This is a genomic window from Nigerium sp. (assembly GCF_039811905.1).
Lineage (GTDB): Bacteria > Actinomycetota > Actinomycetes > Propionibacteriales > Propionibacteriaceae > Propioniciclava.
This window is the reverse complement of record NZ_JBDHZL010000014.1, coordinates 1-14,395: the sequence shown is the minus strand read 5'-3', so window position 1 is coordinate 14,395 and position 14,395 is coordinate 1. Positions and strand designations below refer to the sequence as shown.

Here is a 14,395-nt window from a genome sequence, read left to right as displayed (position 1 = left end):
GGCGCGCGCTCAGCGCGCGTCGTCGCGGCCCCAGGGCCGCATGGCGATCGGACCGATGGCGTCCGGGTCGCCCCACGGGGACGCCGCGGGCGTCCGCTTCTCCTCCGGCTGGGCCGGGTGCGCATCCTCGGCGTCCGGGGCGTCGTGCGCGGGCAGGTCATGCGCGGGGACGCCCTCGGCGCAGGGATCGCCGGCGGGGACGTCGCTCGCGAGCCCCGGGACGCGATCGGTGGGCTCGTCCGCGCCACGATCGGCGTCGTCGGGGTCGAGCCGCCGCGTGGGGGCGGGCGTCCCGAGGGCGAGGGTTTCCTCGTCGGGGCCCGAGACCGGCTCAAACACCCGACTCGACGCGGCCCGCTCCGCCGGTTCGTGCGGCACAGGGGCGCCGGGGGTGCCGTCACGCGGAGCGTCGTCCCGCGCCGCCCGAGAACGCACCCGGGCGACCCGCGCGGCCGCGGCGTCCTTGAGCCGGGTACCCACCCGGCCTACCGCCGACCCGACGCCCCGAAGCCCGGCCGCGCCGGAGGCGCCGTCCGCGGGGTCCGACGGCGCTTCGGCGGGCGAGCCCGTGGCTGCCGCGGCCCCCGACCCGAGCGCGTCCGCCCCGGACGACTGCCGCACCCACGGACGCCCCAACGGCGACGTGACCTCCTCGGGCTCGAGCGCGGACCGCCGGGCCCAGGCCGTCCAGGCTAGGCCGGCCAGCGCGGCACCCGCCGCGGTCAGCCCGACGCCGTACAGCAGCAGTTGCGGGAAAACCGGACCGAGCCCGCGGAGGCGTCCCTCGCCCAGGTCACCCCGCGCCAACCCGGACGCCAGCGCCCAGCCCAGCCCGGACGCCGCCCCCGCGACCGCGGACTGCCAGGCCGCGCGTCCCCACGGGTCGTCGGTCCGGCCCACGGCCCGCCGGTGCACGAGCGCCGCAGCGGCCCCGGCGAGCACGCCGAACGCCAGCCACGCCCAGGCCGCCGGTGCCGACTGGGCCGGCACCGCGCCGAAGGGCGGGAACCCGGGGAGCAGCCCGACGGCCGCCGACCCGGGGGTCACCACGCTGTCGACGCTCACCCGGAACCCCGCGCCGAGCACGTACGACCCGGCCCACAGCAGCATCGCCGGCAGGTAGGCCAGGTAGGCGATCCCGAGCAGGATCGCCCCCGGCACGCCCGGGTCGAGCGCCGCCTGCAGCGCGGAGACCCGCGGCCAGTGCGCGACCAGCGCCGTCGCGAGCGCGGCGACCGAGCCGGTCAGCAGCACCCCCACCCCGGCGAGCGCCGCCCCCGGCAACGCCCGGACCCAGGCCGGCGCCGCCTCCAGCAGCCGGACGCGCCGCGCCCGCACCGCCGCCCAGCAGGAACTCACCAGGGCGAGCGCGAACGAGCCCACGACGATGTGCGCGGCCTGCGCCGGCGCCCCGACCAGCGTGGCCAGCAGCAGCGCGGCGACCGTGTAGCTGACGGTCATCGAGCCGGTCAGCAGCAGCGCGGCCCGCAGCGGCGTCGCGGGGGCACCATCGGCCCGCTCGCCCATCTGCGCGGACGCATACGTGGTCGCGACGCCGATCGCGACGCCGACGACCGCGGTGAGACCGAGGGGCGTGATGCCCAGGGTCAGGTCGCCGACCTGACCGCCGACGCCGTGCAGGGCCAGCCACCCCTGGTTCACGGTCGTGAGCACGGTCGTGAGGGGAAGGTAGGTCGCGCTCAGCCACCCCACGGCCACGGGGAGGGCGACCAGCAGCCACCCGAACAGCACGCAGCACACGGCACCCAACAGCGCGGCCGCCAGCCACGGCAAGTACGGAACCCGCGACAGGCGCGCCCCGGCGTCCGCGTTCTCGCTCGGAGAGGAGACCGTCAGGGAGACCGGGGGACGGTGGGCGAGCAGCTTCGACATGATGCACCATGCTTCCCCACCGCCGTGGGGTGCGGCTCCCGGACACGCCCGCCGTTGCTAAAGTCTGACCGCCAACGGACTTTCAGGGGGACCCAACATGAGCGACGACGAGCCGACGGGGCCGCGGCGGGCCGCGGACAAGCCGGACGGCGGCGGTTCGTCGCGGTGGTCGGCGTCCAGCCCAGGGCAGGACCGCCCGCCAACGCCCGTCCCGCCTCCGGCGCTCCCCCCGTCGGACGCCGGTGGTTCCGGCCGCCGCTACTCGGCCGACTCGCTGCCCGACGACTGGACGTCCCCGCTGCCGCGCCGCTCCGCCGACAGCCCCTCAGGCACGCGCGAGCGCTCGCCGATGAGCCCCCCGGACGCCCCCCGCGCCGAGTCGGCGGTGGCCCGCCGCCGCGTCGGGGTCCGGCTGTTGACGATCCTCGGCGGCGTGGTCGTGCTGGGCCTCATCGCCGCGGGCGCCTACCTGGCCACGCACCCCGCGCCGGCCGCGCCGACCGTCGCCCCGCCGACGCCGAACCCCGTCGAGGGTGCGCTCCTGCAGCCGGCCGACCTCGCGCCGCTGGGGCGCACCTGGGCGATCGCGCAGACCGCCCTGGACGCCGACGAGGCCAGCCCCCGGCCGCGCTGCATCGCATCCGACGCGCCGGAGGACCCGGCTCCGGCGGGGCGCAGCGTCCGGACGTTCACGGCCGAGGGGTCCCCGGAGTCGGCCCTGCTCGAGTCGATCCGCACCTACCCCGACGAGGCCTCCGCGAAGGCCGCCTACGCCACCCTCGCCGGCCAGATCGGCAACTGCCCGGACGCCTCGATCGCGCGCGGGCTCGCCCCCACCGGCCTCGCGAACTCGGCGGTCGGGCTGATCGCACAGCGCGGGCAGGGCGCGACGGCCGAGCACCACGCGATCATCCTCGCGCGCACGGGCACGGCGGTCGCGATCGTGGACGCCAGCCGCGTCGACGGGCCGTTCGACCCCAAGGCTGTCGCGACCGCGCTCGGCGCGTCGCTGACGCGGCTGTGCGGGCCGGCGTCCGGCACGTGCCCGGCGACGGTGAACGTCGCCAGCGCGGCCGTCCCGCCGCCCGGCGACCCGGCCGGCTGGCTCGCGCCGGGCGATCTCCCGCAGCTCACCCCCGGCGTCGGCGCCTGGCACGCGACCGACGTCGATCAGATGCGCCTCCCGGGCACCCAGTGCGAGGGCGTCGACCTGACGACGGTGCCGGGGGCGTCCAAGCGGTCGCAGCGCACCTTCCTGCTCACCGACGACCCGCGCGCGCCGCAGGGCTTCGGCGTCGATCAGGCGATCTACACCTTCGGCTCGCAGCAGGCCGCGCAGGCGTTCACCAGCCAGGTGGCCGGCAACATCAGCGGCTGCGCCCAGAGGACGACCACCGCGACCGTGAAGCAGACCGGCAGCTCACCGGCGCCGGCGTCGGGGGCGATGTTCCTGGTCGACCAGAAGACGAACCCGACGACGAGCGTGCGATTCCGTGTCGCGATCGTCCGCAGGGGCGCCGACGTCACCTACCTGCTCGCCAACCCCTCCCCCGCGTACGACCTGGCCGACGGCGTGTTCGCCGGCCTGGCGAATCGGGCGTCCGACCGGCTGACGCAGTTGCCCTGAGCGGCCCGCGTTCGCGGGGAGGGACGCCACCTCGCAGACCCTCAGACGACCTCGACGACGAAAACCGACCTCGCGCGTGCCGCAACACGCGCGAGGTCGGTTTTCGTCGTCGACGTGGGGGGGGGAGCCTCTGGACTCGGAAACTCCGCCTCAGCGAGCCGTCTTCCGGACGATCTCGCGCACCAGCTCGGCCGTCTCGCTCGGCGTCTTGCCCACCCGGACGCCCGCCGCCTCGAGCGCCTTCTTCTTCGCCTCCGCGGTTCCGGACGACCCGGACACGATCGCGCCCGCGTGCCCCATCGTCTTGCCCTCGGGGGCGGTGAACCCGGCCACGTACGCGACGACCGGCTTGCTGACGTGCTCGGCGATGTACGCCGCCGCCCGCTCCTCGGCGTCGCCGCCGATCTCGCCGATCATGACCATGCAGTCGGTCTCGTCGTCCTCTTCGAAGGCCTGCAGGCAGTCGATGTGGGTCGTCCCGATGATCGGGTCACCGCCGATGCCGACGGCCGTCGAGAAGCCGAGGTCGCCCAGCTCGTACATCATCTGGTAGGTCAGCGTGCCCGACTTGCTCACCAGCCCGATGTGGCCGGTGCGCGCGATGTTGGGCGGGATGATGCCCACGTTCGAGCGGCCGGGCGAGATGATGCCCGGGCAGTTCGGCCCGATCAGCCGGACGCCCTTGGCCTGCGCGGCCGCGAAGAACTCGGCCGTGTCCTTCACCGGGACGCCCTCGGTGATGCACACCACGAGCTCGACGCCGGAGTCGATGGCGTCCAGCACCGCCGCCTTCGTGTACGCCGCCGGGACGAAGATCACCGACACCGTCGCGCCGGTCGCATGCCGCGCCTCCCGGACGGTGTTGTAGATCGGGATCGGGTCCTCCTCGAACGTGAGGCTCTGCCCGCCCTTGCCGGGCGTGACGCCCGCGACGATCCGCGTGCCGAACATGACCATGCGCTGGGTGTGCTTGCGCCCCTCACTGCCGGTCATGCCCTGGACGATCACCTTGCTCGTATGGTCCAGCCAGATCGCCATGGTGTCACTTCCCTTCCATGGCCGCGCTGGCCAGCTCGGCGGCCCGCCGGGCCGCGCCGTCCATCGTCTTCTCGATCGTGACGAGGGGGTGGTCGTACTCGCCGAGCATGGCCAGCCCGACGTCGACCGCGTTGCCGTCCAGCCGGACGACGATCGGCTTGCTCGCCCGGTTTCCGAGCTGCATCAGCGCCCCGCGGATGCCCTTCGCGACCTCCGAACAGGCGGTGATGCCGCCGAACACGTTCACGAACACCACGCTCACCTGCTGATCGGACAGGATGATGTCGAGCCCGTCGGCCATCACCTGCGCGGACGCCCCGCCGCCGATGTCCAGGAAGTTCGCCGGCGTCGGCGACCCCGGCAGGTCTTCGCCCGCGTACGCGACGACGTCGAGCGTGCTCATCACGAGGCCGGCGCCGTTGCCGATGACGCCCACCTGCCCGTCGAGCTTCACGTAGTTGAGGCCCTTCTCGCGGGCGCGCAGTTCGAGCGGGTCGTCGCGGGATTCGTCGCGCCACTCCTCCCACTCGGGGTGCCGGAAGTCGGCGTTGTCGTCGAGCGAGACCTTGCCGTCGAGCGCGAGGATGCGCCCGTCACCGGTCTTGACGAGGGGGTTCACCTCGACGAGCGTCGCATCCGACTCCGCGTACGTCTTGCCCAGCAGCGTCAGGACGCGCGCGACCTCGTCGCGGTCGTCGGCCGAGAAGCCCACCAACGAGACCAACTCGTCGGCGGCGTCCATATCGAGCCCGCGGCGCGGGTCGACCGGCATCTTCACCAGCTCGTCGGGGTGCTCCTCGGCGAGCGCCTCGATATCCATGCCGCCGGCGAGGCTGCACATCGCGAGGTAGCTGCGGTTGGCCCGGTCGAGCAGCAGGGAGAAGTAGTACTCCTCGGCGATGTCGGCGCCCTCGGCGACCATCACCTTCTCGACGACGTGACCCTTGATGTCGAGCCCCAGGATCTCGGACGCCCGCTCCTCGGCCTCCTCGGGCGACTTCGCCAGCTTGACGCCGCCCGCCTTGCCGCGCCCCCCGGTCTTCACCTGGGCCTTCACCACGACGACCTCGGAGCCCAACTGCTCCGCGGCCTCCCGCGCCTGGGCCGGCGTCGAGGCGACGATGCCTCGCAGCACGGGCACTCCGTTGGCTTCGAACAGGTCGCGCGCCTGGTACTCGTACAGATCCATGCTTCTCCATCCAACTGTCAGCGTCCGTCGTAGCCGGGCGGGCATCGGACGTCGCCGTGAGGTGCCCTAGAGACTAACGGCTCGATCCTGGCCTGCAAACCTGAGCGGTCCCCCGGGGTGAGGCACCCTCCGCGGGGGTCCGGACAAACGCAGGACGCCGGCGCGCGGGCTTACCCGCTCGCCGGCGTCCTGTCGAGCGTCACCGGACCGGACGCCGAGGCGCCCGGATCTTCTTCAACCGGTCAGGCCGGTTCGGTCTGCTTGCCGACCGTGTTGCGCACCCAGTCGACACACTCGTCCATGCGCGTGCCGGGGGTGAAGATGCCCTTCACGCCCATGTCGTAGAGGGCCTGGTGGTCTTCTTCGGGGATGATGCCGCCCCCGAAGACCACGATGTCGTCGGCGTCGGCCGCCTTCAGCAGCTCGATCACCTTCTTGAACAAGGTCAGGTGCGCCCCGGAGAGGACCGACATGCCGATCGCGTCGGCGTCCTCAGCGATCGCGGTGTCGACGATCTGCTCGGGCGTCTGGTGCAGCCCCGTGTAGATCACCTCCATGCCCGCGTCCCGCAGGGCCCGAGCCACCACCTTGGCGCCCCGGTCATGACCATCGAGACCGGGCTTGGCAACAACGACACGAATAGGAGCATTGGTATCCACGTCGAAGAGCCTACCCCTGGCCGCATGCCGAGGGGAGACAAACGTCAAATCGCTCGTCCCGGGCAGCGCGGACGCTCGGCAGGGCGGCGTCCACATCGCGGGCACGGCGTCCCCTGCGCGGGCGACGTGGCAACTTTCCACCTGAGATGCTGAGAAATCTTAATGCAATGCTAACTTTTTCGGTGGGCCGCCGCTCCGCACGCGCGCGACGCCCCTGATCAAGCTGAGAAGGATCCCCATGGTGGCTTCAGAACGCTCCTCGTCGGCGGCGGCCGAGACCCGGCCGGACCGCACCGGCGGCGTCCCGCGGCGCATTCTGCGCGCCGGCATCGCGGGCCTCGCGGTGCTGTTGGCCGGGGCGGTGGGCGTTGTGGCCCCCGGCTCGCAGGCGGCGGAGGCGTCCGGCAACCAGCTCCGCGCGGTCAACGCGCTCGGCGTCGAGGCGTCACCGACGCCCGCCCCCTTCGACCGCGGCTCGTCGGTGAGCCGCGGCGGCCAGCGGGACGCCGGGTCGCTCAGCGCTGCGGCGGCCGCCCGGGCGACGCAACTCGGCGCGGTCAGCAAGGACCTGGACGCCACCCAGCTCCGAACCGCCTTGTCGGCACGGCAGGCGTCCCTGTCGACGGAGACCGGCCGGATCAAGGGCGAGGCGAACCGGCTCAACCAGCGGGGCGGCTTCTTCCGGCCGACCGACGGGGAACTCGGCTCGAAGTTCGGCCCGCGGATGCACCCGATCCTGCATTACACGCGGCTCCACGCCGGCTGGGATATGGGCGGTAACTGCGGCCAACCCATCTGGGCGGCGCGCGACGGGAAGGTGGTGCTCGCGGCGCAGGCCGGGCAGTCGGGCAACTACCTGCGCATCGATCACGGCACCGTCAACGGCACGAAGGTCGAGACCAGCTACCAGCACATGCAGAGCTTCACGGTGAAGGCCGGCGACACCGTCAAGCGCGGGCAGGTCGTCGGCTACGTCGGCAACACCGGGCTCTCGACCGCCTGCCACCTGCACTTCGGCGTCATCGCCAACGGCGAGAACGCCGACCCGGGCCAGTACCTGGAGGGCTGAGCCCGCGGCGTCCGCCCCGCTACAGCTTCTCCATCGGGGCGTGCTTGACCGCCATGATCTTCACGCCGTCGGACCCGAAGTCGATCTTCGCCTTCAGGTTGTCGGCCGCCCCCGAGGTCTCGATCACGCTGCCCAGGCCGAACTTGGTGTGCAGCACCTTGTCGCCGACGCTCACGGACGCCGCCCGAGGCCCGGCCGGCTTCGCCGACCCGCCGAACCCGACCGTCTGCCGCCAGGACGCCTCCGTGCGGACCCGCGCGTTCGTGCCCCAGCCCCCCGCGGACGCCCCGAGCCGACGCCAGTCGATGAGCCGCTCGGGGATTTCCTCGATGAACCGGCTCGGCGGGTTGTACTGCGGCTGGCCCCACATGACGCGCACGGTCGCCCGCGTCAGGTAGAGCCGCTTGCGGGCGCGGGTGATGCCGACGTAGGCGAGGCGCCGCTCCTCCTCCAGCTCCTTCGGGTCGGTCATCGCGCGCATGTGCGGGAAGATGCCGTCTTCGAAGCCGGTGAGGAACACGACCGGGAACTCCAGCCCCTTCGCCGTGTGCAGCGTCATCAGGGTGACGACGCCACCGGAGTCGTCGGCGTCGGGGATCTGGTCGGAGTCGGCGACCAGCGCGATCCGCTCCAGGAACGCCGGCAGCGAGTCGTCGGGCTCGGGGGCTCCTGCGGCCAGCCCGCCGCCGTCCGCCTCCTCCGCATCGGCGTCGGCCGCCGCCGCTCGGACGCCCGCGGCGTCCGGCCCCGCGGCGTCGTGGGCTGTCGTGGGCTCCAGAGAACCGGGCTCGGCAGGATCGTCGACCACGGTGTACGCGCTCGGCACGTCGATCGTGTGCGCGGCCGCCACGAACTCCCCCGCGACGCTGACGAGCTCGACCAGGTTCTCCAGCCGCGTCTGATCCTGCGGGTCGGTCGAGCTCTGCAGCTCGGCCAGGTAGCCGGACTCGTTGAGGATGCTCGTGAGCACCTGGTCGGCGCTCGCCCCCTCGGCGACCATCGCCCGGTGCTTGGCCATCAGCTCGGCGAAGGACGCCAGCTGCTTCGCCGACCGCGTGGCCAGCCCCGGCACCTCGTCGAGCCGCTCGAGCGCGGCCCCGAACGGGATGCGCCGCGACGCCGCGAACACCTCGACGGCCGCCTCGGCCCGCTCGCCGATGCCGCGCTTCGGGACGTTCACGATGCGCCGCACCGACACGTCGTCGGCCGGGTTCGCGATGGCCCGCAGGTACGCGATCGCGTCGCGGATCTCGCGCCGCTCGTAGAACCGGACGCCGCCGACCACCCGGTACGGCATGCCGACCCGGATGAACACCTCCTCGAACGCGCGCGACTGCGCGTTGGTGCGGTAGAACACCGCGACGTCGGACTGCTTCACCTCGCCGGCGTCGACCAGCCGGTCGATCTCGTCGGCGACGAACTGCGCCTCGTCGTGCTCGGTGTCGGCGACGTAGCCGACGATCTTCTCCCCGTCCCCCGCATCCGACCACAGCCTCTTCTCGGGCCGGTTCGGGTTGCGGGTGATCACCGCGTTGGCGGCGGACAGGATGGTCTGCGTGGAGCGGTAGTTCTGCTCGAGCAGGATGGTCTCGGCGCCCGGGAAGTCGGACTCGAAGTCGAGGATGTTGCGGATCGTCGCGCCGCGAAACGCGTAGATCGACTGGTCGGAGTCGCCCACGACCATCAGCTCGGGCGTCTCGGCCATCGGCGCCCCGTCGGGCCCCTCGGCGACGCCGCACAGCTCCCTGACCAGGGCGTACTGCGCGTGGTTCGTGTCTTGATACTCGTCGACCAGCACGTGCCGGAACCGCCGCCGGTAGCGCTCGCGCACGTCGGGGAGCGCCTGCAGCAGGTGCACGGTCGTCATGATCAGGTCGTCGAAGTCGAGCGCGTTCGCCGCCTGCAGCCGCCGCTGGTACTCGCCGTACGCCTCGGCGTAGACCGCGGTCGCCCCCTCCGCGTCTTTGCCCGCCGACTCGTGGTCGACCAGCTCGTTCTTCCAGTTCGACACCGCGTTCATCACCGCGCGCACGGGGTAGCGCTTCGGGTCGAGGTTCAGCTCGCGGGTCACCAGCGTCATCAGCCGCTTGGAGTCGGCGTCGTCGTAGATCGAGAACGTCTTCGACAGCCCGAACCGATCGATGTCGGAGCGCAGGATGCGCACGCACGCCGAGTGGAAGGTCGACACCCACATCAGCCGCGCCCGGTTGCCGACGAGCTCGGTGACGCGGTGCCGCATCTCGGCGGCGGCCTTGTTGGTGAACGTGATCGCCAGGATCGACCCCGGGTGCACGTTGCGCTCGCTGAGCAGGTACGCGATGCGCCGGGTGAGCACCCGCGTCTTACCCGAGCCGGCGCCGGCGACGACCAGCACCGGCGTGCCGGCGTGCACCACGGCCTCGCGCTGCGGCGGGTTCAGCCCCTCCAGCAGTTCGTCACCCCGCGGACGCCTCGGGCGCCGGTCGGCGCCCTCGGGCCTCTCCGCACCCCTGCCCGCATCGGATCGAGCGGCACCGTCCGCCCGCCCGGGCTCACCGCCCGCGGCCCGCCCCCCGGACGCCCCCGACCCGCGCGGCGCGGGCTCGGCCGTGGTCGGACGGGCGCGACGCAGCCGGTCGACGGCCCGCTCGGCCCGCTCGCTCGGCGGGGCCGGCTCGAACGCGGCGAACAGGTCGGGAAAGAGGGAGTCGTTCATGGCTCTGCCAGCCTAGGCGGTCGCCCTGACAATTCCCGACCGCCACGGCGTCCGGCCCCGACCCCGCGCCCCCTCGCGCTCGGCGGGGCGCGCGGGGCGGCGTCCGCGCCGGAGGGACGAGGCGTCCCACTACAGTGACGCCATGGTGCTCCCCCGGGTTCGGCGGTTGGTGAAGTGGGGCGCGGCGAGTTTCGCCGGCGCGCAGGCGGTCACGCTGGCCGCGCTGGCGGTGGTCGACCGCCGCCGCAAGCGCGGACGCCGCGACCGGCCCTTCCCGACGGCGCCGCCGACCGCGGTCGGCGTCGGGGACGGCGAGGTCGTCGTCTACACGAAGGGTCGCGACCTGTACGAGGACATGATCGCGTCCATCGACGGGGCGTCCGACCGCATCTACTTCGAGACCTACATCTGGAAGGGCGACCGCACCGGACGCCTCGTCCGCGACGCGCTCGTCGCGGCCGCCGCCCGCGGCGTCGACGTCTACGTGAGCTTCGACGTGTTCGGCAATCTGGTCGTGAAGCCGTCGTTCTTCCGGCTGCCGGGCGTTTACGTCATGCCGCACTTCCCGTGGACGGGCATGAAGGGCGCGATCGTGTGGCGCGCCCCGGGGCTCAACCACCGCAAGCTGCTCGTCGTCGACGACGACTGCGCGTACGTCGGCGGCTACAACATCGGCTCGCTCTACGCGACCCGCTGGCGCGACACGCACGCCCGCGTCACCGGCTCGGCCGCCCTCGACCTGGCCAACGCCTTCGTCGACTACTGGAACCAGGCGCGGCGTCCGCACATGCCCGAGCTGACGTCCCCGGGTGGCCGCTCGTGGGACGCGCCGGTCAAGGTCACGCGCAACGTGCCGAGCATCGGGGTGTACCCGATTCGGTACAGCTACCTGGAGGCGATCGACCGGGCGTCCGAGCGCATCTGGATGACCCACGCCTATCTGATCCCCGACGACGTCCTCACCCTCGCCCTGGTCGAGGCGGCCGAGCGGGGCGTCGACGTGCGCATCATCGTGCCCGCCGAGTCGAATCACATCGTCGCCGACTGGCTGTCGCGCGGCTACTACCAGGTGCTGCTCGGCAACGGCATCCGGCTGTTCCGCTATCAGGGGGCGATGGTCCACGCGAAGACCGCGACGATCGACGGGCGCTGGTCGACCATCGGCACGGCGAACATCGACCGGCTCAGCCTGATGGGCAACTACGAAGTCAACATCGAGGTCGTGGACGCCGACCTGGCCGCCCAGCTCGAGCAGGTCTTCTCGATGGACGCCGGCAACTGCGTCGAGCTGACCCTCGCCGAGTGGGAGGCCCGGCCCGTCGCGGCCAAGATCTCGGAGTGGGTGCTGGCGCCGCTGCGGCCCCTCTTGTGAGCCGGCTGTGCGGGCGCGGACGCCGCGCCCCGCCCGCTGCCGCCGGCCGCCGGGTGTCCCTAAAAACTGAGGGTGTACTGAGACACCCGGGGACGATTGTTATCGACTCTGAATCGCATCGAGGGGCGCGTTCACTACCTCTTTTGCCCATCACCGAGCTAACTTGGAGGCCATGAGCAGGGATGAGCGCGGCCACACCAGGGGAGGCCCGAGGACGGCCCATCCGGGCGCCGCGCCTCGCTCGCTCGCGGGAGAGCTCGCGATCACAACCCCGACCTTCTAGGAAAAGAGATTCACATGGAAATCATCTCCACCATCGTCGTCGGTCTCATCGTCGGCCTGCTGGCCCGCCTGTTCATGCGCGGCAGCCAGCCGATCGGCATCGTCTGGACGATCATCCTCGGCATCATCGGCGCCTTCATCGGCTCGTTCCTGACGGGGCTGCTCTTCCCGAACGCCGTGGCCACCGGCGGCATCGACTGGATCCGCTGGATCCTCATGGTCATCGCCGCCATGGTCTGCGTGTCGATCTACGTCGGCGCCACCCGCGGCCGCTCGCAGGTGGGCCGGTAACGGTTCGCCGGGCGCCGCAGGCGTCCCACTGACCGCTCCATCAGGGGCCGCGCCGTCGGGCGCGGCCCCTGATCGCGTCTTCGGGGGGTGGCGGGTTCCGGCATGGGGCGCGCCCAGGACGCGGGCGAGCAGAGCCGGCGCGGCGTCCGGAGGCGTCCGCGTTGCATTCTCGCGCCGCGGACGCCCCGGCGAGCCGGGGCGTCCTGAATCGGGGCTCAGACGAGCCGGCGGTCGGTCGCCCAGCGTGTGAGCTGATGCCGGTTCGAGAGCTGAAGCTTGCGCAACACGCTGCTGACGTGGGTCTCGACCGTCTTGATGGAGATGAACAGCTCCTTCGCGATCTCCTTGTAGGCGTAGCCGCGCGCGATGAGGCGCAGCACCTCCCGCTCGCGCTGGGAGAGCTTGTCGAGCTCCTCATCGATCTCGGAGATGTCGATCGCGCCCGAGAAGGCGTCCAGCACAAAGCCGGCCAGGCGCGGGCTGAACACGGCGTCACCGCTCGCCACGCGCTCGATGGCGTCCACCAGTTCGGACGCCGAGATCGACTTGGTCACGTAGCCGCGGGCGCCCGCGCGGATGATGCCGATGACGTCCTCGGCGGCGTCGGAGACGCTGAGGGCGAGGAAGCGGACGTCCGGATGCTCGGCCAACACCTCCTTGATGACCGCGACGCCCCCGCCGCCGGGGATGTGCACGTCGAGCAGCACGACGTCGGGCAGGGTCTTCGTGATCGCCTCGACGGCGGTTTTCACGTCTTCGCCCTCGCCGACCACGGTCACGAACGGGCCCACATCGTGGCGGACGCCGCTGCGGAACATGGCGTGGTCGTCCACGATCACGACCCGGCGCTGGGCGGTGGCGGCCGGCGTGGCCTTCTCGTCGGTCATCTCTTCATCTCCAACATCACTTCGGTTCCCGTCTCGGCGCTCGAGCGGATGCGCGCCACCCCGTGGTGCCGCCGCACGCGCTCCATGATGCTCCGTTCGATGCCCATTCTTCCCTCCGGGATCGCCTCGACGTCGAAACCGGAGCCGCGATCGCGGACGAAGATCGTCACGCCGTCCTCCTCGACCTCGGCGTAGACGTCGACGGCCGGCGCGCCGGAGTGCTTCGCCGCGTTCCACATCGCCTCGCGGGCGGCGCGGACGAGTTCTGCCAGGCGGGCGTCCAGTTCGACGTCGCCGACGACGACGGACTCGACGGTGACGGCGAAGTTGTCCTCGACGTCCTGGGCGGCGGAGGTGAGGGCGGCCTTGAGGGTCTCGGCGGGGATCCCTTCGCCGTAGAGCCACTCGCGGAGTTCGCGCTCCTGGCGGCGCGCCAGCCGGACGACCTCCGCCGAATCCTGCGCCTGCCGCTGGATGAGCGCCAGCGTCTGCAGGACGGAATCGTGCAGGTGCGCGGCCATGTCGGCGCGGGCGTCCGATATGAGCTTGTCCTCACGTGCGACCGTGAAAGCACGGCGGACGCGGAGCAGCCAGGGGCCCGTCAGCAGGAACAGCGCGGCCACGGCCAGCCCGATCGCGAGGAGGGTGCGGCCGACGTCCCCGACGCCCGGGATCATCGTCGTGATCATGCCGATCGCGACCGCCACGCTGAGCAGCCCGACGACGAGGCTGAGGACGGTCGTCCAGTGCCGGACGAGCGGCTCGATCAGGCCGAGCGGCCCCCGGCTGAGATCGATGCCGGACGCCGACGAGCGGTCGGCCTGCCACCACACGAGCGTCGCGCCGGCGGCGAGGAGGATGCCGATCGTGAACCAGGCGTCCGGCATGCCCCAGCCGAACCACTGGACCAGCCACGCCAGCCCGCCCCCGACCATCGCGATCGCGGCCGCCTCGCCGAGGTGCGGGGCGGCGTCCCGGACGGTCTGCTTCGTCGCCTTCGTCCGGAGGCCGCGGCGGGTGGCGGCGGCGAGGCCGGGCGACTCGGCGTCCTCGGCGGCGCGGGGCAGCAGCAGCCAGAGCAGAAAGTAGGTGACGACCCCGAGGAGGCGCCAGGACGCCAACGCGGCGAACATCAGCCGCACCGCCGGTACGGGGATCCCGAGGTGCTCCCCCAGGCCGACGCAGACCCCGCCGAGGAGCCCGCGTTCCGGCGCCCGGACCACCCGGCGCGGACCATCGGACGCCTGCTGCTCCGGGGTTGACATGCCCGAAAGACTAACGCCCGGCCCCGTGGGCGTTTCTACCTGACGCTCTCCACACTCTGATGTGGAGGTTGTCACACGGCTCCGTCGGCGAGCGACTCCCGGGCTGGACGTCGGTGGGGAGCGACTCC

Annotated in this window: 11 protein-coding genes; 4 read left to right on the top strand and 7 right to left on the bottom strand. The window is 72.4% G+C overall.

Going from position 1 to position 14,395, the window contains the following annotated elements:
* Window positions 1–9: 9 nt before the first annotated feature.
* The gene (locus WMJ97_RS04690) at window positions 10–1,893 is read right to left on the bottom strand and encodes a DUF6350 family protein (protein ID WP_347347809.1); all 1,884 of its coding nucleotides are present in this window, start codon (window positions 1,891–1,893) and stop codon (window positions 10–12) included.
* A gap of 97 nt (window positions 1,894–1,990) precedes the next feature.
* On the opposite strand from WMJ97_RS04690, the gene WMJ97_RS04685 reads away from it, so the two are divergent.
* Window positions 1,991–3,520 (top strand): hypothetical protein, encoded by a 1,530-nt coding sequence (locus WMJ97_RS04685; protein ID WP_347347808.1) that lies wholly within the window; start codon window positions 1,991–1,993, stop codon window positions 3,518–3,520.
* Window positions 3,521–3,670: 150 nt separating this feature from the next.
* Here the strand turns inward: WMJ97_RS04685 and sucD are convergent, their stop codons facing one another.
* The 3 genes from sucD to WMJ97_RS04670 all read right to left on the bottom strand — a co-directional run bounded on the left by sucD (window position 3,671) and on the right by WMJ97_RS04670 (window position 6,406).
* Window positions 3,671–4,558 (bottom strand): succinate--CoA ligase subunit alpha, encoded by an 888-nt coding sequence (sucD, locus tag WMJ97_RS04680; RefSeq protein ID WP_347347807.1) that lies wholly within the window; start codon window positions 4,556–4,558, stop codon window positions 3,671–3,673.
* 4 nt (window positions 4,559–4,562) lie between these two features.
* Window positions 4,563–5,747, bottom strand: coding sequence for an ADP-forming succinate--CoA ligase subunit beta (sucC, locus tag WMJ97_RS04675; protein ID WP_347347806.1), 1,185 nt, complete (start codon window positions 5,745–5,747; stop codon window positions 4,563–4,565).
* A gap of 242 nt (window positions 5,748–5,989) precedes the next feature.
* Entirely contained in the window at window positions 5,990–6,406 is a 417-nt protein-coding gene (locus WMJ97_RS04670) for a cobalamin B12-binding domain-containing protein (protein WP_347347805.1), read from the bottom strand.
* Between the two features lie 238 nt (window positions 6,407–6,644).
* Between WMJ97_RS04670 and WMJ97_RS04665 the strand changes: the two genes are divergently transcribed.
* Window positions 6,645–7,475 carry a M23 family metallopeptidase gene (locus WMJ97_RS04665; RefSeq protein ID WP_347347804.1) on the top strand — a complete coding sequence of 277 codons (831 nt, stop codon included), beginning with the start codon at window positions 6,645–6,647 and terminating at the stop codon, window positions 7,473–7,475.
* Window positions 7,476–7,494: 19 nt separating this feature from the next.
* On the opposite strand, the gene WMJ97_RS04660 is transcribed toward WMJ97_RS04665, so the two are convergent.
* Window positions 7,495–9,906, bottom strand: a complete 2,412-nt coding sequence (locus WMJ97_RS04660; protein WP_347347840.1) for a UvrD-helicase domain-containing protein — start codon at window positions 9,904–9,906, stop codon at window positions 7,495–7,497.
* A gap of 406 nt (window positions 9,907–10,312) precedes the next feature.
* Between WMJ97_RS04660 and WMJ97_RS04655 the strand changes: the two genes are divergently transcribed.
* The gene (locus WMJ97_RS04655) at window positions 10,313–11,542 is read left to right on the top strand and encodes a phosphatidylserine/phosphatidylglycerophosphate/cardiolipin synthase family protein (RefSeq protein WP_347347803.1); all 1,230 of its coding nucleotides are present in this window, start codon (window positions 10,313–10,315) and stop codon (window positions 11,540–11,542) included.
* 297 nt (window positions 11,543–11,839) lie between these two features.
* Window positions 11,840–12,115 carry a GlsB/YeaQ/YmgE family stress response membrane protein gene (locus WMJ97_RS04650; RefSeq protein WP_347347802.1) on the top strand — a complete coding sequence of 92 codons (276 nt, stop codon included), beginning with the start codon at window positions 11,840–11,842 and terminating at the stop codon, window positions 12,113–12,115.
* A gap of 215 nt (window positions 12,116–12,330) precedes the next feature.
* On the opposite strand, the gene WMJ97_RS04645 is transcribed toward WMJ97_RS04650, so the two are convergent.
* Together WMJ97_RS04645 and WMJ97_RS04640 are read right to left on the bottom strand one after the other, a co-directional pair.
* Window positions 12,331–13,002: a response regulator transcription factor gene (locus WMJ97_RS04645; RefSeq protein WP_347347801.1), complete on the bottom strand. Its 672-nt coding sequence runs from the start codon at window positions 13,000–13,002 to the stop codon at window positions 12,331–12,333.
* Window positions 12,999–14,267: a PspC domain-containing protein gene (locus tag WMJ97_RS04640; protein WP_347347800.1), complete on the bottom strand. Its 1,269-nt coding sequence runs from the start codon at window positions 14,265–14,267 to the stop codon at window positions 12,999–13,001. Before WMJ97_RS04640 ends, WMJ97_RS04645 begins: the two co-directional genes overlap by 4 nt.
* Between the last annotated feature and the right edge of the window lie 128 nt (window positions 14,268–14,395).

Excerpts from the sequence above, each read along its gene's own strand:
- WMJ97_RS04690 (WP_347347809.1), bottom strand. The coding sequence starts at position 1,893 with ATGTCGAAGCTGCTCGCCCACCGTCCCCCGGTCTCCCTGACGGTCTCC.
- WMJ97_RS04685 (WP_347347808.1), top strand. The coding sequence starts at position 1,991 with ATGAGCGACGACGAGCCGACGGGGCCGCGGCGGGCCGCGGACAAGCCG.
- sucD (WP_347347807.1), bottom strand. The coding sequence starts at position 4,558 with ATGGCGATCTGGCTGGACCATACGAGCAAGGTGATCGTCCAGGGCATG.
- sucC (WP_347347806.1), bottom strand. The coding sequence starts at position 5,747 with ATGGATCTGTACGAGTACCAGGCGCGCGACCTGTTCGAAGCCAACGGA.
- WMJ97_RS04665 (WP_347347804.1), top strand. The coding sequence starts at position 6,645 with ATGGTGGCTTCAGAACGCTCCTCGTCGGCGGCGGCCGAGACCCGGCCG.
- WMJ97_RS04655 (WP_347347803.1), top strand. The coding sequence starts at position 10,313 with ATGGTGCTCCCCCGGGTTCGGCGGTTGGTGAAGTGGGGCGCGGCGAGT.
- WMJ97_RS04650 (WP_347347802.1), top strand. The coding sequence starts at position 11,840 with ATGGAAATCATCTCCACCATCGTCGTCGGTCTCATCGTCGGCCTGCTG.
- WMJ97_RS04645 (WP_347347801.1), bottom strand. The coding sequence starts at position 13,002 with ATGACCGACGAGAAGGCCACGCCGGCCGCCACCGCCCAGCGCCGGGTC.
- WMJ97_RS04640 (WP_347347800.1), bottom strand. The coding sequence starts at position 14,267 with ATGTCAACCCCGGAGCAGCAGGCGTCCGATGGTCCGCGCCGGGTGGTC.